This window comes from uncultured Cytophaga sp. (genome assembly GCF_937863595.1).
GTDB lineage: Bacteria > Bacteroidota > Bacteroidia > Cytophagales > Cytophagaceae > Cytophaga.
The window spans coordinates 1-18,569 of the sequence record NZ_CALMGQ010000065.1 but is presented as its reverse complement, the minus strand read 5'-3'; the positions used below and the strand labels follow the sequence as shown (position 1 = coordinate 18,569).

The window sequence follows — 18,569 nt, the reverse complement described above, 5'->3', positions numbered from 1 at the left end:
CAATAACAATTTAAGATCATGGAAAAAATTAATATTTTATTGGTGGACGATCATACCATTGTTCGTGATGGGATTAAAGCTACACTTAAAGATCAAGTAAATTTTAATATTATTGGCGAAGCTATTAACGGTTTTGATGCAATTGAAACTGTTAAAATATTACATCCGGATGTAGTTGTTATGGATATTACAATGCCTGAAATGAACGGTATTGATGCCACGATGGAAATTTCAAAAAAATATCCCGGTTCAAAAGTATTAATCCTATCCATGCACGACAATGAAACCTATATTTTAAAATCGGTTGAAGCTGGCGCCTACGGATATTTATTAAAAGATGTAGACAAGTCGGAATTTGTTAAAGCAATCAATGCTATTTTTAATGGAGAAAAATATTTCAATACTGCAATATCTAGTGTATTAGTAGCTGGATATTTGAATAAAGTTAAGCAGACAGAATCTCAATCAAGTATTTCATCCAATGATGAATATGATTTAACAAAAAGAGAGAAAGGTATTTTGAAGATGATAACTATAGGGAAAAATAATCGTGAAATTGCTGATGGATTAGGTATTAGTATTCGAACGATTGAAACCCATCGTGCCAATATTATGAAAAAGTTGAAAGTTAAAAATGCTGTTGAGTTGGTTCGAATAGCTTTAGAAGATAATATTATTTAAGTGAATTTGAATCAAAAAAAAGAGCTATGTATTATTACGTAGCTCTTTTTTTTGATTCAAATTCACTTAAAATGTATTTAATTTCATTTTTTTTACCTATGATGATTTAAAACACCTTTTTTATTGATTGTTTTTGTTGATAGGATACATAATTATTTTTTATATTTACGTATAAAAATAAGTATAAATACTTAGTAATTATACTTATTTTTACTACTATTGGCTTGAGATTGAAAATCAATCCAAAGTAACTGATAAAAACACATTATTATGAAAAGAATTATATCTTTTAGTCGCATTATATTTGCGCTGGTTGCATTTTTAGCAAGTTCGACTTTGTTTGCCCAGTTTACCTTAACTGGGCAATATCGTACACGTACAGAATTTAGGGCTGGTCAAGGAACGTTGCCAGCAGCAGGATATGAACCAACGCTATTTACCAATAGCAGATTGCGTTTGAATGTAGGGTTGACTGCAGATAGATTTAAATTCTTTACATCCATTCAAGATGTTCGTACGTGGGGGCAAAATGCCTCTACAACTTCAAATTTAGATGGGAATAGTTTATTCATGCACGAAGCTTGGGCCGAAGTAAAATTGAATGACTCTAGTTTTTTTAAAAATGTTGATTTTTTTGGATTTAAAATTGGTCGACAAGAATTGGTGTATGATGATGAAAAATTACTTGGCAGTTTAGATTGGTCACAACAGGCACGAAGTCATGATGCAATTGTATTGAAATTCCTTAAAAAAACATTGAATGTTGATGCTGGTTTTGCTTTCAATCAATCTAAAGAGTATAAAAATTCAGGCACAATTTATAGTGGTGTACCACCAACACAGTTAGGGCCTGATGGTACCCCTATTAGTAGTGGTGCAGGTACAAATGGAATAGGAATTATGTATAAGGCAATGCAATATATATATGTAAGTAAGGAGTTTGGGTTGACTAAAATTACAGGATTGTATTTCAATGAAAATTTTCAAAAAAGAAATGGTACTACAGGAGTATTTGAAAAAGGTACTAACAATCGAACAACGGTTGGATTAAGTGTATTTGGAACAATTATGGGTAAACATAAAATTGATGCACAAGCGTTTTACCAAGGCAATCAAGATAAATCTGGCAAGACAATGGATGGTTATATGTTGAGTTTGTCTACGCAATTTGCTCTGGGTAAAAAGTTAACTACAGGCCCTGGAGTTGATTATTTATCTGGGAACAATACACTAGATTCAACTTCTAATGTAAATAGAAGTTTTGACCCACTATATGGTACGCCACATAAATTCTGGGGTGGTATGGATTATTTCTACGTTGCTGACCCCTATGGTCTACAAGGAGCAAACGGATCAGCAAATAAACGTTCTCCAGGTTTGATAAATATTAGTTGGAAGACGAAATATAAACTACGCGACAATTTGTTTGTAAAAGTAGATATCCATGAATTTTTTGCAGGTAATAAGGTTGCGAACGTTTCTACCCAAGATTTGTCGGATAAAATGAATTCTCGTTTAGGAACAGAAATTGATTTTGTTTTAAATTATAATTTAACGAAGGCTATTGGTTTTGAATGTGGTTACTCTGCTATGTTCGGAACGGAAACTTTATCGGCATTGAAATTACCTGTAAATACTGCTACAAAAGATAAATATTTGAATGGTCAGTGGGCATATTTTATGATTAATATACGGCCAGATTTTACAAATTTTACAAATTTGAGAATAAAAGAAATGAAAAAAAATATGGATGAATTAAATAAAAAAATAACTGCTCTTGAAGCTGCTTCACAATTTTAATATAGGTGGGTATTTAAAGTGTTATTTTAGTAACGTTTGTGGTGTCTTTAAAATAAAACGTGGATGTGATATCAAGTTTATTTGGGGTTATTTATAAAATAGAGTGTAACTTAATTGATTTTATTTAGTCAAGTAAGCATACAAACGCACATTCTTTTTTTTTATTTCCGAAGAATCATATAGTATAACAAAAATAGGAGGTGCACATGTGTAACCTCCTATTTTTGTTAGGCTATATGTACAAACTGAATCCACATCAACTAAAGTAAAAATCAAAATCTCGTCAGAATCTTTATTCATCTTTATATAAGATGTGATCACTTTAAGGACATAAAGGAATAACTAATTACAATTCAACAGTAAACGTATCATTTATAATGAGTAAAAATATTGACGATCTGCTCAAATCAGAAGCCGAAAAATTATCTAAACTGAAGCAAATTGTTCAGCAAGCCATCGACGAAGAAAAGTTGATTGTTGAAAGTTTACTACACCAACCCAAAGAAGTATTAAATTTAGGTCAACGAATTTCGGATCGAGTAGCTAGCTTTGGTGGAAGTTGGAAATTTATTATTTCATTTTCCATTATTCTTACCTGTTGGATTCTATTTAATAGCCTAGCTCCCAATAAAGAAGATTTTGATCCATACCCGTTCATCTTAATGAATCTAGTACTTTCTACTGTCGCAGCATTTCAGGCTCCAATAATTATGATGAGTCAAAATAGAAAAGAAGAAAAGGATAGAAAAAGGACTGAAAACGATCATTTAATAAATCTTAAAGCAGAATTAGAAGTTAGGAGTTTGCATCAAAAAGTGGATTTATTACTTGAAGAGCAAATTCAAATATTATTTGAAATGCAAGCAGAACAATTAATTATTCTGAAAAATATTGATACCAAATTAGAAATTAAATAATTTTATTGTATGTAAATCATTGAGTAAAATATTCTATTTCACTCAATGATTTACATGCTTCAAACTATTTGTTATTTAATAAATATGCATTGGTTCGTTCAATAGCATTCGTTCTAATGTTCATGTAAAAAAAACTAAAGTCACACAGGTGGTAACTATCACCCAATCTCATATACCCGTTTTTCTTTACTTTGTGCACCCATAAAATTCCTCTGTTTACTTGTGCATCACAAATGTTTAGATCAATATGGTCTAAACGAGTGGGAGCGCCGCCCAAGTTGGCACTTGCAGGCATATATGTAGTATCGGTTTTCCATGATAAGGGATTAACACTTTTTCCTTTGCCGAAAAACTTTTTTTCTTTTAATACGGTCCCATATTTAAACGTATTCCAAGAAATGTAACAATTCGTTTGGCGTGCTTCGGTTGCAATGGGTAATTTTTGAAACGTTGATTCAGGGATAGGCATTCCAATTAAATAAGCTGCAACTAATTGCTTTTGTAACTCAGTATTGTCAATTTCTTCTTTAATTAATCGGGTCAATAAGTTTGATCCTTGGCTGTGCCCTGCAATTATAAACGGTCTGCCTTTATTCCAATATTTCATGTAATATTGGAAGGATGCTTTAATGTCTTCATAAGCAAGATCTAATGCTTTGGGGCCACTTTTTTTATTTAAAAATGATTTTAAAATAGCTTGTCTGTAAAAGGGAGTGTAAACCTTTCCACAGGCATTGAAAGCACTGGCTTGAGATTCTGTAAGATTGCAAATTCGTGTCATTAAATTTTTACTATCGTATTTTGCATTCCAATTTATTCCGATTACATACGCTGTTGGGTAAACATAAAACACATCCACTTGGGCGCTATCTTGCTGGTCTGGGATACTGCAATTTTGAGGAATACAATCAGCAGCATCAAATCTCCAAGGTAGTGCTACCCAAGTTTCTTCTTTCGAATAATCTGGAGCTTGAGGATGTTTTGCATTTTCAAATTTCCTACTTGGGAGGCAACTTTGTAAGCAACTTATAATTACTATACTTAGTGTTAATATTTGTCTAAATGGATAATTCATAATCTTTCATACAAATTGATATGTGGATTTGTTCAACTAAAGGGAGGTTTCCTTTTTTAATATTTTATTTATTTATTACGTAAATATCTAGGTATTTATACTTAGTTATTACTAATGTTTATTATATTTGTACGTAAGTAATTATTAACTCTTTTACTCATACGATTATGATAACTAATAAAGCTACAAAAATTAACTTGTTTACTTTCAAAACACCCAATATGAAAGCGTTTCATTTAACATGGATGGCTTTTTTTCTGTGTTTTTTTGGATGGTTCGGTATTGCACCGTTAATGGTAATTGTTCGGGACGAACTTCATTTAACAAAAGGGGAAATTGGCAATATTATGATTGCTTCTGTTTCGATAACCATCTTTGCACGTTTATTAATTGGGTATTTATGTGATCGAATTGGTCCACGTATTATGTATTCTGCCTTGCTCATCCTAGGGGCATTCCCCGTGATGTTGATTGGATTAAGTCACGATTATACCTCATTCTTGTTATTCCGTTTGGTGATAGGAGTAATAGGTGCGTCGTTTGTGATTACGCAATTTCATACCTCTGCAATGTTTGCACCAAATGTTATTGGTACTGCAAATGCTGTTACAGCAGGATGGGGGAATTTAGGTGGTGGCGTTACACAATTTGTAATGCCAATAATTTTTGCTGGTTTTGTAGCCTTAGGTTTCACCAATGGCGAATCTTGGAGATTGGCAATGGTTGTACCTGGTGTAGCATTATTAATAATGGGGATATTATATTTCTTATACACGAAAGACACACCTGAAGGGAATATTTCGGATTTAAAAAAGAAGGATCCAACATTTACATTAAAGAAAAAACAGTCTCAAGTTTCTTTTTCAACTGTTCTGAAAGATTATCGCGTATGGGTTTTAGCCTTTTGTTACGGGGCTTGTTTTGGTATTGAAATTACCATTGATAATATAGCAGCTTTATATTTTAAAGATAAGTTTGAATTATCATTAGAAGAAGCTGGCCTAATAGCAGCCTCTTTTGGAATGATGAATTTATTTGCACGTGCATTAGGTGGTATATTAAGTGATAAAATAAGTATTTCAAAAGGTTTGAACGGACGTGTGCTTGTACTGGGAAGTTGTATATTATTAGAAGGTGTTGGCGTATTGATATTTGCAAATATGGAAGTATTGGTATTTTCTGTAATTTCTATGATTGGTTTTGCTTTGTTTGTTAAAATGTCAAATGGTGCAACGTATGCTGTTGTGCCGTTTGTAAATAAAAATGCTGTAGGTAGTGTTGCAGGTATTGTTGGTGCTGGTGGTAATATAGGCGCTGTATTGATGGGTTTTTTATTCAAAAGCGAAAATTTAACATACAATGAGGCATTTACAGTAATTGGTTATTGTATTTTGGGTATTGCTGTATTAGCTTTTACAATTCGATTTGTTTCTTCAAGTAAACCTGTAGAAAGCGGAATTCCTGTATCAGAAAGTTTTGCTTAGTAAAATGTATTTTATTCGATTACACCCTTTTAAACGAATACAATCATGGCTTCTTCAGATAAAATATATACATCAACATGTTCTTATTGCGGCGTAGGTTGCGGGGTTAAAGTACATAAATCATTAAATGGATCTCTTCAAATCGAAGGAGATGAATCGCATCCCGCTAATAAAGGCATGTTGTGTTCAAAAGGAATGAATTTGCATTATGCAGCAATGGATCAATCCGATCGTTTGTTATATCCAGAAATGCGGGGTAATAGAAACATGCCTTTGCAGCGTGTAACATGGGATGCAGCTTTGGATAGAGCAGCTGCAGTATTCAAATCTTTGATTGAAAAGTATGGACCCGACTCGGTTGGGTATTATGTATCTGGGCAATGCTTAACGGAAGAATATTATATTGCGAATAAAATTACCAAAGGTTTTATTGGAACCAATAACATAGATACAAATTCTAGGTTGTGCATGAGCTCTGCAGTAGTAGGTTACAAACTTGCTTTGGGCGAAGATTCTGTTCCCCTAAGTTATGACGATATAGAGTTAGCAGATTGTTTTTTTATTACGGGTGCTAATCCTGCCTGGTGTCATCCTATTTTATTTAGAAGACTAGAAAATCATAAAGTAGCTAATCCAGATATTAAAATTATTGTTGTTGATCCACGTAAAACGCAGTCGTGTTCGATAGCTGACATACATTTACAAATACAGCCAGGTACTGATATTGTATTGTATCATGCGATTGCACGAAGATTAATTGAAACAGGTAAAATTGATTTTAATTTTATAAAAAATCATACAAGCGGCTTTGAAGAATTTAAAGAAAAGGTAAGTGTATTAAGTCTTCAAGAGGCGGCAGATATTTGTATTGTTGATATTGAGTTAATTATTGAGGCAGCTGATTATATTGGTAATTCAAATGCCTTTATATCCATGTGGGCTATGGGATTAAACCAAAGCGTTATTGGTGTAAATAAAAACGTTTCCTTATTGAATTTATCACTCATTACCGGACAGATTGGTAAACCTGGTGCTGGTCCATTGTCATTAACGGGTCAACCAAATGCAATGGGTGGGAGGGAAGTTGGTGGTTTATCTAATATGTTGCCTGCACATAAAAACTTAGCGAATCCGCAACATAGGCAAGAGATAGCTTATTTTTGGGGCGTTCCTAAGATTAATGAAAAAGCTGGATTGACTGCTACAGAAATGTTTGATCAATTGCTTTCAGGAAAAATGAAAGCCGTATGGATTATCTGTACCAATCCATTAGTTAGCTTGCCAGATGCACGTAATGCAGAAGCAGCCTTACGCAATGCACGTTTTGTTGTTGTACAAGATATTTCTAATAAATCAGATACCTTAAAATATGCTGATTTAGTTTTGCCAGCTGCTGGGTATATGGAGAAAGAAGGTGTGATGACAAATTCAGATCGTCGCATGAGTTACCTCTCTAAAGTAATTGAACCACCCGGAGAAGCATTGCCAGACGTGGATATTCTGTGTCGCTTTGCACATAAAATGGGTTGGAAAGATTCCTTTAATTATAAATCGAATGCTGAAATTTTTGAAGAATATACGCGTATTACAAAAAATACAAATATTGATATCAGTGGTTTAACCTATGCCGATTTGATTCAACGTAGAAGCGTACAGTGGCCCGTTCCAACAAAAGACCATCCAGGGACGCCTAGATTATTTACAGATCATAAATTCTATACTCCAACAGGTTTGGCAAATATAATTTCAGTTGATTCTATGAATCATTCAGAAAAACTAGATGTCGATTTTCCTTTAATACTTACTACTGGTCGCATCAGAGATCAATGGCATACCATGACGCGTACAGGTAAAGTACGTAAGTTGAATAAACATATATCAAAACCGTTCCTCGAAATGCATCCTGCTGATGCAAAGAGACGTGATATCAAACAAGACGATATTGTTACCATTGAGAGTCGTAGAGGGGATGTTCGTGTAACCGTTGTGCTTACTGAAGATATTAAAAAAGGAGTAGTATTTCTGCCCATGCATTGGGGGAGATTGTTAAGTACGGATTTAACGCGTGCAAATAATCTTACGAATAACTTAGTTGATCCAGTTTCTAAAGAACCTGATTATAAATTTACGGCTGTTCAAGTAACAAAGTTTGTTAAAGCAAGAGAACACATTGTCATTGTTGGTGCAGGTGCCGCTGCATGTCAGTTTATAAAGCGCCATCGCGAATTAGGTGCTGAAGATACACTTACTGTTTTTAGTGCTGAAAATTATCACTTCTATAATCGAGTATTGTTGCCCGAATATCTTAGTAAACATAAGTCTTGGGAACACTTAGAAAAGCTACGCAAAGCAGAATGGTTGGAATTAGGAGTGACGCTTATACCTAGGAAAATAATTAACGTAATTCCTGACGCGAATTCAATTGTAGATGAATTAGGTGAAGTACATCATTACGATCGGTTGATTGTTGCAACGGGTAGTAGAGCAACTACGATGAAAAATATTCCTCCTATTAATGGTGTATTTACCATGCGTAGAAGAGAAGATGCGGATGGTTTAATGCATCATATTTCTCCAGGGGATTCTGTTGTAGTTGTAGGAGGAGGTTTGTTGGGCTTAGAAATGGCCGACGCCTTGGTGGAAGTTGGTATGAAGGTTTCTGTTATTCAACGTTCGTCTCGACTTATGGATCGGCAGTTAGATAAGGTGGCTGCAAATTTGTTAGCAAAAGAACTTCGCGAGCGTGGTATGGATTTATACTTTGATGATGAAGTATTGTATGTAAATGGTGAATATACGGTTGAAAGTGTTCGACTAAAAAGTAGTAGAAAAATTGACTGTAAGGCTATCTTATTTGCTATTGGTACACAACCCAATGTCGATTTTTTAAAGCAAGCGGGTCTTTATGTAAATCGTGGTGTTGTTGTAGATGAACATCTTCAAACATCTGATGAATGCATTTATGCTATGGGTGAAATTGCGGAGCGTAACGGAGCGTTATTCGGTATTACTGCAGGCGCTGAAGAACAGGCAAATGTTTTAGCAGAATATTTAAACGGTAGTACTACTTCTAATTATGAGCGTACATTAAGCATGAATATTTTAAAAGTACATGGTGTTGAATTGTGCTCTATTGGTATGGTGGAAACACCGTTGAATGATCCTGAATACGAAGAGATTATTTTCTTAGATAAAACACGTAAATATTATAAAAAATGCATTGTGCATCAAGACCGTTTGGTGGGTGCAATATTGATGGGTGATAAATCAGAATTTAATGAATTTAGAGACTGGATTAAATCTGGTGTTGAACTAGGTGATAAAAGAGAAACTTTATTAATGTCTGGAAGTATTTCTAAAGAGTCACTGTTGGGAACACTTGTTTGTTCTTGCAATACGGTTGGGAGTGGGAATATTGAAAATGCAATTAAAAATGGTTGTAACGATTTAGGATCTATTTGTAATACTACAGGTGCAGGTACAGGATGTGGAAGTTGTAAACCTGAAGTGAAAGCAATCTTAGATCGAATTAAAGTTGAAATTGAAACGTCTAAAACGGATGCATCTTATGTCTAACGTTATTTCAGTTGAAGTGTATACCAATGGTGGTATTGTTTCCCCGGGGGAATTAAGAAAAATTGCAATGTTGGCGCAACAATTTGGTGCTGGATATTTGCAATTGGGAAATCGTCAACAAATTCGTTTTTCAATTCAAGAAGATGTGATTGAAAAATTTAAAGTGAGAATGGAATTGATCGCTTTAAAGTATTCTATAGGTACTCATGAAACGCATAATATAATTTGTTCTGCGTTGGCTAAAGACATATTGAAAACAAAGGTTTGGTTAACGGAAGGTGAGTATCGGGATATATTAGGAGGCTTTGATTTTCAGCCAGAAATTGCAATTAATATTGTAGATCCCGAGCAATATGCTATTCCCATGTTTACTGGAGTTTTAAATTTTGTTGCTTCGGCTGTGGAAAATTATTGGAATATCTATTTTTCTTTGCCTCAGCAAGGTGAACAGGGCTGGATGCCAATCTTAATTCAATCGGATAAGATTTCAAGCTTTAGTTTATATATCCAAACCTGTTTGCAGTCAAAAGTAACTAGTTCATTGGCTGAATTAATGGACGAGTTATATCAACTTGATTCATGGAATTTTAAAAAAGTAGATCAGTATCCAGTTATTCCTGATTATCACTTTTTCCCAGTTGAAGGATTTCATTCTAATGGAAATACGCATTGGTTGGGTATTTTTAACAAAAAAAATAAATTTTCTATTTCCTTGATTGATGCAATATGTGTTGAGGCATTAGACTCAAATTTGGGGACAATTTATATCAGCACGTGGGATAGTTTATTATTTAAAAATATTGCGTCTGCTCGTATTCCGAATTGGGAAAATTTATTAGGTTTGCTTGATGTAAATACAGGTCATGCGGCACATGAGCTGAATTGGAATATGAATGAATTAAACCACAAAAGCTCTGAAATAAAATCATATGTGAATGATTATTTTAGAATTAACGATAAAAGAATAGAAGGCTTAATTATAGGTGTTAATAACGAAGCAAATGATAATTTTTATTCGATAAAAATTGAAGAGGAATCTTTATTTACATTATTTGGGAAGCATTATTTTTCTGTATATCATATTCGCTACAAAGAAGATTTTAATCCAAACAATCCTATAGATAAATCATTTATGGATTATATCCAGAAGAAAAGTTTGCCCGAATTTATAAGTTATCTAACACTGGAATATTTTACGAAGAAAAAAAACAAACCCATTGCTACAACTACTAAAGAGAAAATTGTACCTGCAATTTTGAAACAAAAGATATTATTGCAACATGTCTATCAATGTTCAACTTGTTTGACATTATATGACCCCGATTTTGGAGATCCCGAAGAAGGGGTTATTTCTGGAACTTCCTATGACGAATTACCTGAAAATTATTGTTGTTCTATCTGTTCAAATCCAAAAAAAGGTTTTATCTTGTTTTTAGGTTTCGAAAAAGAAAATGCATAAGGATTTAATACAGGATCTATTTGGTAGAGAATTTAAAACACTTCGCGTAAGTTTGACTTCGTTGTGCAATATGTCCTGCGTATATTGTGTCGCTCCTGGTTCTATTCATGAAACTACGAATAAAAATAAGCTAACTACAACAGAATATCTTTCTATAATTGGGAAAATACATGCCAAGGTTGGCTTGAAAACTATTCGATTGACAGGTGGTGAACCATTATTGTTTTCAGAAATTAATTTGCTGATTAAAGGGATTGTAGAACTTGGTATTACTGATATTAAACTAACAACGAATGGGTTACGTTTGTTGTCTAAAATTGATGATTTAGTAACTGCTGGTTTAAGATCAATTAATATCTCATTGGATGCCTTAGATCCAACCGTGTTTAAGAATATTACCAATGTTTCAAATATTCGTTTGGTATTGGATGGAGTTGATGCGGCGGTTAATAAGGGAGTAGAGGTTAAAATTAATACGGTAGTATTAAAAGGAATAAATGATCATCAAATAATCCCTTTATTAGAATATGCATCAAGTAGAAATATTGCTATTCGTTTTTTAGAGTTAATGAAGATGGGATATTTGCACTACAATGAAACCGATCATTTTTTTAGTATGCAAGAAATTGTAGATAAAATTGCGTCGGTTACAAGTATTGCTAAAATGGATAGAGCTACTTCGAATACAGCAACGTACTGGCAAACCAGTAAAGGTGTTGTATTTGGGATTATTGCTAATGAATCAGAACCATTCTGTTCGGATTGCAATAGATTGCGGTTAGATAGTTTTGGAAATATCTATGGTTGCATAAGTGCTACGGAAGGTATTGCAATTAATAATGTTGAAGGGGATGGATTAGTTGATTCATTAAATCGGGCGCTTCATCAGAAACAACAACGATTTACCGGTAGTGAAATTTCAATGAAACACATAGGAGGATAATTATATATGAAGATTCATGTGTTTGCTGCTCTTAAAGATTTTATGCCTTCTGAATTTGAATTGGTTGACTCGTCCGTTACAAACATTAATGAAATGAAAGAAATTTTAAAATTGAAATTTCCAAATGCTGAAAAACTCATTGATTCGTGTCGATTTTCAACGGAGCATGAAATACTTTCATTTGATCAAGAAATAAAAAATTATGAAAACATATTTGTTATCCCACCCTCAAGCGGTGGTTAATGATATACATATTTCTTCGGTAGATATTTCAACAGCAGATTTATTGAAAGAATTTCATCATCCAGAAGCGGGGGCAATTGTATTGTTTAGTGGTGAGGTTCGCACAGATTCTGGGAAAGAGGTATTGTATTTAGATTATGAAGTACATGAGAGCTTGGCTGAAAAAATGATCCATGAGATTTTAGTAGAAGCATCAACGAAATGGAATCTTAAAATGGCTTTGTGTATACATAGGTCTGGTAAGGTTGGTGTGAGTGAGGCAGCAGTTGTTGTTATAACTGCATCTCGCCATCGTAAAGAAGCATATGAAGCCAATCATTATATTATCAATAGAGTGAAACACGAAGCCCCCATTTGGAAAAGAGAATATTTTGCTGATGGATCAAATGAGTGGGGGCATAACTGCTCGTGTTCAACTTCGTAAATTGAATGGATACTCTTTATCTAATTTTGCCTTGTTTGGGTTCGCTTTATAAACCCAAAGTGCAGTTAGCATATATGTCAATATTAAATAATTAAACCTGTATGGAAGACTTTGTGTTTATAGGTACTTTTACCCTGTTTTTGTTTGTTGCATTTGTTTATTCTTCTGTCGGTCATGCAGGTGCTTCTGGTTACTTGGCTGTAATGTCTTTATTGTCTTTTCCTTTATTAGAAATAAAATCTACCTCTTTATTATTAAATATAGTTGTAGCAGCTATCGCATCGTATAAGTTTATTTCAGCTGGGTATTTTGATAAAAAAGTTTTCTTTTCTTTTGCGGTAACATCAATACCTGCAGCCTTCATTGGAGGAGCTATTAACTTAGATCCACATATTTTCAAATTATTAGCAGGTATTTTTCTACTTCTTTCAGCAGGGGGCTTGATTATTAAAAGTAAGCGTATTAATCAAGATGAGACCTCAGAAGTAAATATATATGTAGCCTTAATAATCGGTGCAATTATTGGCTTGTTTTCAGGATTAATAGGTGTGGGTGGAGGTATTTTCCTTTCTCCATTAATTATCATAATGGGGTGGACCTCTTTAAAAAAAACATCTGGTGTTGCCGCCTTATTTATTTTATGTAATTCAATAATTGGTTTAGTTGGTCATGTGTATACGAATGCGTTCCATGTACACTCTGTGCAATATTGGCTACTAGCTGTAATAATTGGTGGTTATACGGGTGCGTACCTAGGGTCATCTTTATATAAGAATAAAATTCTTATGGGGATTTTATTTATTGTTTTGTGTTCAGCTGGTTTAAAATTCTTGTTCGTTTAATGTTCAATTTTCGATATTAATTCATTTCAATAAATTTATTGATTATGTATTGTGGAGTACCAGAAGAAGATCCAGATAAGTTAATGGCTTTAGTTTTAGCCGGAGGTAAAAGCATTCGAATGGGCAGTGATAAAGGATGTCTTGAGTTGAATGGAGAACGATGGATACAACGGGCAAGCAATTTATGTTCATCTTTAAATTTGGTTGTATTGCATTCAATACAACTAAGTCAAGTAGATGTATATTCTTCATTTTTAACTCCAGATTCACTTATTGTAGATGCGGTTGATATAAAAGGGCCTCTAGCTGGTTTACTTTCGTTTTATTTAAAATATCCCAATTCAGATGTATTGTTATTGCCTTGTGATATGATTCAATTAAATAGCAAAATACTATCAGAATTGATTGGTGCGTATGAACTCATGCACATCGGCCATGATATTATTGTGTATCAACACGAAGACGATTCAATAGAACCAATGCCTGGAATTTATACATCTGAAGCGCTACGTAAGATTTATTGGTTATTTGCCTCTGGGGAATTAACGAAACATAGTTTGAAGCATTCCATTGAAATTAGTAATAGTTTTTTTATTCCAATTCTGAAAGAAGAAGAATTTTATTTTGATAATGTGAATACACAAGAAGATATAACTCGATTGTTATGAAAAAAAATAGTTTTAATTTTATTGATATACTTAAAAAAAGTGCTAAGTATATCTTGTTCGTTTTGTTGGGTTTGATTTTCTACGTCTTCCTTGTACTAGCTACAGCCTATGTTCCTGTGAATTCTAATATAAAACCTTGTACAGAAGATTGTGTAGAAGTGTACTTACGTTCAAATGGAGTACATACAGATATCGTTCTGCCAATTAAAAATGATCTAAAAGATTGGTCTGTACAATTAGATTCAAAACTTACAAAAGCAGGGAAAAGTAATTTTAATTACGTTTCTGTCGGTTGGGGAGATAAAGGTTTTTATTTAGATACACCAACATGGGGAGATTTGACTTTTAAAACGGCATTTAACGCACTGTTTTATTTAAGTAGTTCTGCAATGCATATTACTTTTTTGAATTCGCTTACTGAAGGAGCTCTTTGTAAAAAAGCATATATATCAAAAGCAGATTATGCACATATTGTTTCTTTTGTTGAATCAAGTTTTCAATACGATGATCAAAATAATGTAATACACATTCCAAACGTTTCGTATGCAAATGATGATGTTTTTTATGAAGCTAAAGGGCGTTACAATTTATTTTATACCTGCAACACATGGACAAATAATTGCTTGAAATCTGGTAATATGAAGGCTTGTTTGTGGACGGTACTTGATAAAGGCTTTTTCTATCATTATAAGTAATTTCTGTTTAGTTATAAAATCAATACTCAAATTGAGTTTATATAGCAAAAAGTGCTTCGCTCAATTTAATTTGAATTAGTATATGAAGAATGTATTGAAATTTATATTTGTCACTATAATTTGTTTGTTGATACTGGTTTTTTTTGTGACAATGTACTTTGGATATGAAAAAACAATCCTTTTATTTAGTATAGATAGTTCTAAAATTGACAAAATATTCGCTTTAATTACAGCTAGAAAATTTTTAATTTTTCAAATAATTAACCTTGTAACTGTTGTCGGGTTTCTGCTCTTATTATTAATGTTGGATCAGATTGTTACATTTTTTCAATCCGTTTCCATATTTATTAAGCGAAATATACAGGTGTTAATTATTGAACTAAGAGTTACTGGAATTAAATGGCTTTTAATCTTACCTGTCTTTAGTTCTTTTTTCTTCGCAATCATAATGCCTGTTTCCTATGACGAAGCGTTTACATATTTGCAATTTACATCCAAATCCATACTTGTATCTTTAAGTTTTTATCCAGCTCCTAATAATCATGTATTACATTCCATGATTACTAATATAACTCGTTACATTCCTTTTTTATCTGTATTGTTATGTCTGAGGATTTCGAGTATAATTGTTTCTTTTTTAACATGGTTACTATGTTTTTCATTTATCAAAAAGTACTATTCCGAAAATATCTCTTTGATTATTACAGGTATTGCATCTATGCTATTCATGTCAATTTATTATAGTTATATGTCTCGTGGATATGGATTGGTATTATTCTTTTTTGTGCTATCATTATATGCCTCGTATTGCATCATTTTTAACAATGATAAAAAAAAGTATTGGTTGTTGTTTTCTATAAGTAATGTGTTCGGTTTTTTTACTATACCTTCTTTTTTATATGCTTTTATTATGTTAAATGCGTTTGTTTTATGGAATAATAAATGGCAATTAAAAAATCAATTTATGTTTAATTTCTTTGCAATATTTTTAGTTGTTATTTTATATTTACCCATTATTATAGTGAATGGGTTGGGAGCTATAACGAGTAATCAATTTGTATTGCCCATTAATAGATTTGATGTAGTAAGTTATTTATTTGAATTTTTCAAGAATACGATTATTGAAATTGTTGGCTTTAACTATATATTTATATGTTTATTGTTAATTGCATCCGCTGCAATGATGCTAAAGTTTAAAATGAAATTTGAATTTAAAGCAATTGTTATTTTTATATGTTTTCCTTTTTTATTACTTATTGCACACTCTATAATACCCTTTCCTAGAACTTTTAACTATTACGTAATTGTGCTTGTCTTTTTATCTTTTATTCCTTATTGGAGAATTGTTAAGGATGTTTCAAAAAGTGTATTAATAAGTATTGTTCTGTGTGTTCAGTTTGCTTTATTTTTTAATTTTTTTTCAAATATTAAAAAATACGAAACGTTCAATATTCCGTATCATGAAATTAATACTAAAATTATAGGTGATGGTAGTTATTATTTTTCTTCTAACTTATTTGAAGTCAACTTTATATTTGAAAATATAATAAATGGGTATACTATGTCCAAAGCTAAATATAATTTCCCACAGGTAAATATAGATGTAGATACGTTGTCTGGATATGATTATTACATTATTGATAAAAAGTACGATTTTACTAAAAATAAAAAACCAGTTTTTAGTGATGGGCCTACTAATGTATATAGTAAATGATTTTTATTGGTTAAGTTGAAATTGCTGAACCATGATTAAGCTGTTTTATGGCAAGTGTATACGTAAGGGATGATTGACAATTAAAACGAAAAATATTATTTATTATTTAAATAGTTGTATAATAATGATGGTTAAATTAAAATACGTATTTCTTATTTTTTGCTTGATTGTATTTAGTTCTTTAATGCTTAATAAGACAACCGATGCAATCTCTAATGGTGATAAGTATTTTTTACTTATGCGTTATCGAGATGCGATTGCTTGGTATAAATTAGACTCTACTAGTTCTGAAGCGCAATGGAAAATAGCAAAGGCTAATATTTGCTATGGCGATGTTACAACTTCCAGTGAAAAGGAGCAATATTATAGAGCAGGTGAGCAGGCTGCAGAAAAATGTATTTCAATGGATCCTACGAATAGTAATGGTTATACTTGGCGTGCAGCTGCATTTGGCAATATTGCAATGTACGAAGGAAGTACTTCACGAGTGAAACTTTGTACAAGTATTAAAAATGATTTGTTAAAAGCGATACAACTGAATTCTAAGGATGATATTGCCTACTCAATTCTTGGATCCTTATATAGAGAAATTGGAAATATTAGTTGGATAGAGAAACAGTTGGCAATGACTTTTATTGGGAAGATTCCAGATGGAGGATATGTTGAATCTGAACAATGCTTTAATAAAGCCATTGCAATTAATGCTCAATTAATGCGGCATTGGTATGAATTGGGTTTGCTGTATACCTATTGGGATAAACCAGAAAAGGCTCTTGTAGCTTTTCAACGTGCAAAAACTTGTCCGGTGTTAATCGCAAGTGATAAAAATAAATTAATTGATATAGAGAAAAGAATTAGTGATCAGTAATGTAGTGGTCAGTGGTCAGTAAAAAAACATTTAGATCTTTGTACTTTACTTATTGATTTATAAAATAAAATTCAATCAACTATAATTTTGTGCTATTGGCAATTGAATCATGAATCAATATTTCCTATATACCTCTCAGTAGATTTTTTATTCTAAATGTTATATATTTTTAAGTTCGCCTCTACAATAAATAATTATTGATATTTTTCAGTCCTTTTATCCTCGAATCCGTCAGGTTCCAATTCAGACAAAATACTCTTATCACTGACCATTTTTCATCTCACTGACCACTAATTATCTAATCTTGTTTAACCCACGGATAATAATTTACGATCATTCCAGACTCTAATTTCTCAATGCTTGCTTTGTGATGAAGCATACCTGTACTGAAAAGTGTAGCAGAAATATCTCCAGAACCATTGTGTTTTTTTACTTCAATACCTGTTGCAGATTCATTGGCAACAATGAATTCATCAAAGTCGATCTTCTTTAAGCGGTCATGTGTAAGTACCTTGTTAATAAAGGTATTATCCAAATTTGAAAAGCACGCGCGGATAAATGGTTCAACAAATACTTTAACTCCAATTTGAACGGAAAAAGGATTGCCAGGCAGTCCGAATGCAACACAACCGTTAGGATGTGAACCAAACCAAATGGGTTTGCCCGGTTTGATTTTTACTTTATGGAAATGACACGTAAAGCCAGATGAAATCAGTGCTTGAGGAACGAAGTCTGCATCTCCGGCTGAAACTCCACCTGTTAGTATAATGATGTTCGACTTTTTACTCGCTTCAATTTGTTCCATCAGTGCTTCAAGTGTATCTTGAGCCGAACGTACATTTATATTTATTGGATAGTCTTTTAACAAAGATCTAATAGTAAAAGAATTTGAATCTCGAATCTGTTCAATTGCTATTGTTCCCGCAATTGGTTCAATAATTTCATTTCCTGTTCGAATGATTGTCGCCGTCATAAAATCAAACGAAGGCACAAATCCATATCCCAATGAAGCTAATGTTCCAATATGCTGAGTAGTTATTCTCTTTCCTTTTTGTAAAACAACAGCATGTTGTTTTACATCTTCGCCTTCAGTTGCAATGTTTTGCATAACAGAAAACGAGCATCCTTTTTTGAAATAGATACTATCATTTAATGCCATAATATCTTCGACGCGCACCAA

General features: G+C 32.7%; 16 protein-coding genes. 14 read left to right on the top strand and 2 right to left on the bottom strand.

Annotated features, from left to right (window positions below; all coding sequences use genetic code 11):
- Positions 1 to 18 precede the first annotated feature (18 nt).
- The 3 genes from Q0543_RS05765 to Q0543_RS05755 all read left to right on the top strand — a co-directional run bounded on the left by Q0543_RS05765 (position 19) and on the right by Q0543_RS05755 (position 3,398).
- Positions 19 to 681, top strand: coding sequence for a response regulator transcription factor (locus Q0543_RS05765; protein WP_299250296.1), 663 nt, complete (start codon positions 19 to 21; stop codon positions 679 to 681).
- Between the two features lie 270 nt (positions 682 to 951).
- A complete protein-coding gene (locus Q0543_RS05760; protein WP_299250294.1) occupies positions 952 to 2,481 on the top strand; it encodes an alginate export family protein in 1,530 nt (509 codons plus the stop codon).
- Positions 2,482 to 2,858: 377 nt separating this feature from the next.
- The gene (locus Q0543_RS05755; RefSeq protein WP_299250292.1) at positions 2,859 to 3,398 is read left to right on the top strand and encodes a DUF1003 domain-containing protein; all 540 of its coding nucleotides are present in this window, start codon (positions 2,859 to 2,861) and stop codon (positions 3,396 to 3,398) included.
- A gap of 64 nt (positions 3,399 to 3,462) precedes the next feature.
- Here Q0543_RS05755 and Q0543_RS05750 read toward each other — a convergent pair whose 3' ends face one another.
- On the bottom strand, positions 3,463 to 4,473 hold the full coding sequence (locus Q0543_RS05750; protein WP_299250290.1) for a DUF3089 domain-containing protein: 1,011 nt from the start codon (positions 4,471 to 4,473) through the stop codon (positions 3,463 to 3,465).
- Between the two features lie 167 nt (positions 4,474 to 4,640).
- Between Q0543_RS05750 and Q0543_RS05745 the strand changes: the two genes are divergently transcribed.
- The 11 genes from Q0543_RS05745 to Q0543_RS05695 all read left to right on the top strand — a co-directional run bounded on the left by Q0543_RS05745 (position 4,641) and on the right by Q0543_RS05695 (position 17,389).
- A complete protein-coding gene (locus Q0543_RS05745) occupies positions 4,641 to 5,957 on the top strand; it encodes a NarK family nitrate/nitrite MFS transporter (protein WP_299250288.1) in 1,317 nt (438 codons plus the stop codon).
- Positions 5,958 to 6,002: 45 nt separating this feature from the next.
- Positions 6,003 to 9,533 carry a nitrate reductase gene (locus Q0543_RS05740; protein WP_299250286.1) on the top strand — a complete coding sequence of 1,177 codons (3,531 nt, stop codon included), beginning with the start codon at positions 6,003 to 6,005 and terminating at the stop codon, positions 9,531 to 9,533.
- Positions 9,526 to 10,992 carry a rubredoxin gene (locus tag Q0543_RS05735; RefSeq protein WP_299250284.1) on the top strand — a complete coding sequence of 489 codons (1,467 nt, stop codon included), beginning with the start codon at positions 9,526 to 9,528 and terminating at the stop codon, positions 10,990 to 10,992. The genes Q0543_RS05740 and Q0543_RS05735 overlap by 8 nt, the downstream gene beginning before the upstream one ends.
- Positions 10,985 to 11,935 carry a GTP 3',8-cyclase MoaA gene (locus Q0543_RS05730; RefSeq protein WP_299250282.1) on the top strand — a complete coding sequence of 317 codons (951 nt, stop codon included), beginning with the start codon at positions 10,985 to 10,987 and terminating at the stop codon, positions 11,933 to 11,935. The genes Q0543_RS05735 and Q0543_RS05730 overlap by 8 nt, the downstream gene beginning before the upstream one ends.
- A 6-nt stretch (positions 11,936 to 11,941) precedes the next feature.
- Positions 11,942 to 12,178 (top strand): MoaD/ThiS family protein, encoded by a 237-nt coding sequence (locus tag Q0543_RS05725; protein ID WP_299250280.1) that lies wholly within the window; start codon positions 11,942 to 11,944, stop codon positions 12,176 to 12,178.
- The gene (locus Q0543_RS05720) at positions 12,138 to 12,602 is read left to right on the top strand and encodes a molybdenum cofactor biosynthesis protein MoaE (RefSeq protein ID WP_299250278.1); all 465 of its coding nucleotides are present in this window, start codon (positions 12,138 to 12,140) and stop codon (positions 12,600 to 12,602) included. Before Q0543_RS05725 ends, Q0543_RS05720 begins: the two co-directional genes overlap by 41 nt.
- Positions 12,603 to 12,703: 101 nt before the next feature.
- Positions 12,704 to 13,444, top strand: a complete 741-nt coding sequence (locus Q0543_RS05715) for a sulfite exporter TauE/SafE family protein (RefSeq protein ID WP_299250277.1) — start codon at positions 12,704 to 12,706, stop codon at positions 13,442 to 13,444.
- A gap of 44 nt (positions 13,445 to 13,488) precedes the next feature.
- A complete protein-coding gene (locus tag Q0543_RS05710; RefSeq protein WP_299250276.1) occupies positions 13,489 to 14,112 on the top strand; it encodes a molybdenum cofactor guanylyltransferase in 624 nt (207 codons plus the stop codon).
- Positions 14,109 to 14,807 (top strand): TIGR02117 family protein, encoded by a 699-nt coding sequence (locus Q0543_RS05705; RefSeq protein WP_299250274.1) that lies wholly within the window; start codon positions 14,109 to 14,111, stop codon positions 14,805 to 14,807. Before Q0543_RS05710 ends, Q0543_RS05705 begins: the two co-directional genes overlap by 4 nt.
- 727 nt (positions 14,808 to 15,534) lie before the next feature.
- Complete coding sequence (locus Q0543_RS05700; RefSeq protein ID WP_299250272.1) at positions 15,535 to 16,521, top strand: hypothetical protein; 987 nt, start codon at positions 15,535 to 15,537, stop codon at positions 16,519 to 16,521.
- Positions 16,522 to 16,705: 184 nt separating this feature from the next.
- Complete coding sequence (locus Q0543_RS05695) at positions 16,706 to 17,389, top strand: hypothetical protein (RefSeq protein WP_299250271.1); 684 nt, start codon at positions 16,706 to 16,708, stop codon at positions 17,387 to 17,389.
- 298 nt (positions 17,390 to 17,687) lie between these two features.
- Here Q0543_RS05695 and Q0543_RS05690 read toward each other — a convergent pair.
- The coding region (locus Q0543_RS05690) for a molybdopterin molybdotransferase MoeA (RefSeq protein ID WP_299250270.1) at positions 17,688 to 18,569 on the bottom strand (882 nt) is incomplete at its 5' end.

Coding starts and splice junctions, on each gene's coding strand:
- Q0543_RS05765 (WP_299250296.1), top strand. CDS start 19: ATGGAAAAAATTAATATTTTATTGGTGGACGATCATACCATTGTTCGT.
- Q0543_RS05760 (WP_299250294.1), top strand. CDS start 952: ATGAAAAGAATTATATCTTTTAGTCGCATTATATTTGCGCTGGTTGCA.
- Q0543_RS05755 (WP_299250292.1), top strand. CDS start 2,859: ATGAGTAAAAATATTGACGATCTGCTCAAATCAGAAGCCGAAAAATTA.
- Q0543_RS05750 (WP_299250290.1), bottom strand. CDS start 4,473: ATGAATTATCCATTTAGACAAATATTAACACTAAGTATAGTAATTATA.
- Q0543_RS05745 (WP_299250288.1), top strand. CDS start 4,641: ATGATAACTAATAAAGCTACAAAAATTAACTTGTTTACTTTCAAAACA.
- Q0543_RS05740 (WP_299250286.1), top strand. CDS start 6,003: ATGGCTTCTTCAGATAAAATATATACATCAACATGTTCTTATTGCGGC.
- Q0543_RS05735 (WP_299250284.1), top strand. CDS start 9,526: ATGTCTAACGTTATTTCAGTTGAAGTGTATACCAATGGTGGTATTGTT.
- Q0543_RS05730 (WP_299250282.1), top strand. CDS start 10,985: ATGCATAAGGATTTAATACAGGATCTATTTGGTAGAGAATTTAAAACA.
- Q0543_RS05725 (WP_299250280.1), top strand. CDS start 11,942: ATGAAGATTCATGTGTTTGCTGCTCTTAAAGATTTTATGCCTTCTGAA.
- Q0543_RS05720 (WP_299250278.1), top strand. CDS start 12,138: ATGAAAACATATTTGTTATCCCACCCTCAAGCGGTGGTTAATGATATA.
- Q0543_RS05715 (WP_299250277.1), top strand. CDS start 12,704: ATGGAAGACTTTGTGTTTATAGGTACTTTTACCCTGTTTTTGTTTGTT.
- Q0543_RS05710 (WP_299250276.1), top strand. CDS start 13,489: ATGTATTGTGGAGTACCAGAAGAAGATCCAGATAAGTTAATGGCTTTA.
- Q0543_RS05705 (WP_299250274.1), top strand. CDS start 14,109: ATGAAAAAAAATAGTTTTAATTTTATTGATATACTTAAAAAAAGTGCT.
- Q0543_RS05700 (WP_299250272.1), top strand. CDS start 15,535: ATGTCAATTTATTATAGTTATATGTCTCGTGGATATGGATTGGTATTA.
- Q0543_RS05695 (WP_299250271.1), top strand. CDS start 16,706: ATGCTTAATAAGACAACCGATGCAATCTCTAATGGTGATAAGTATTTT.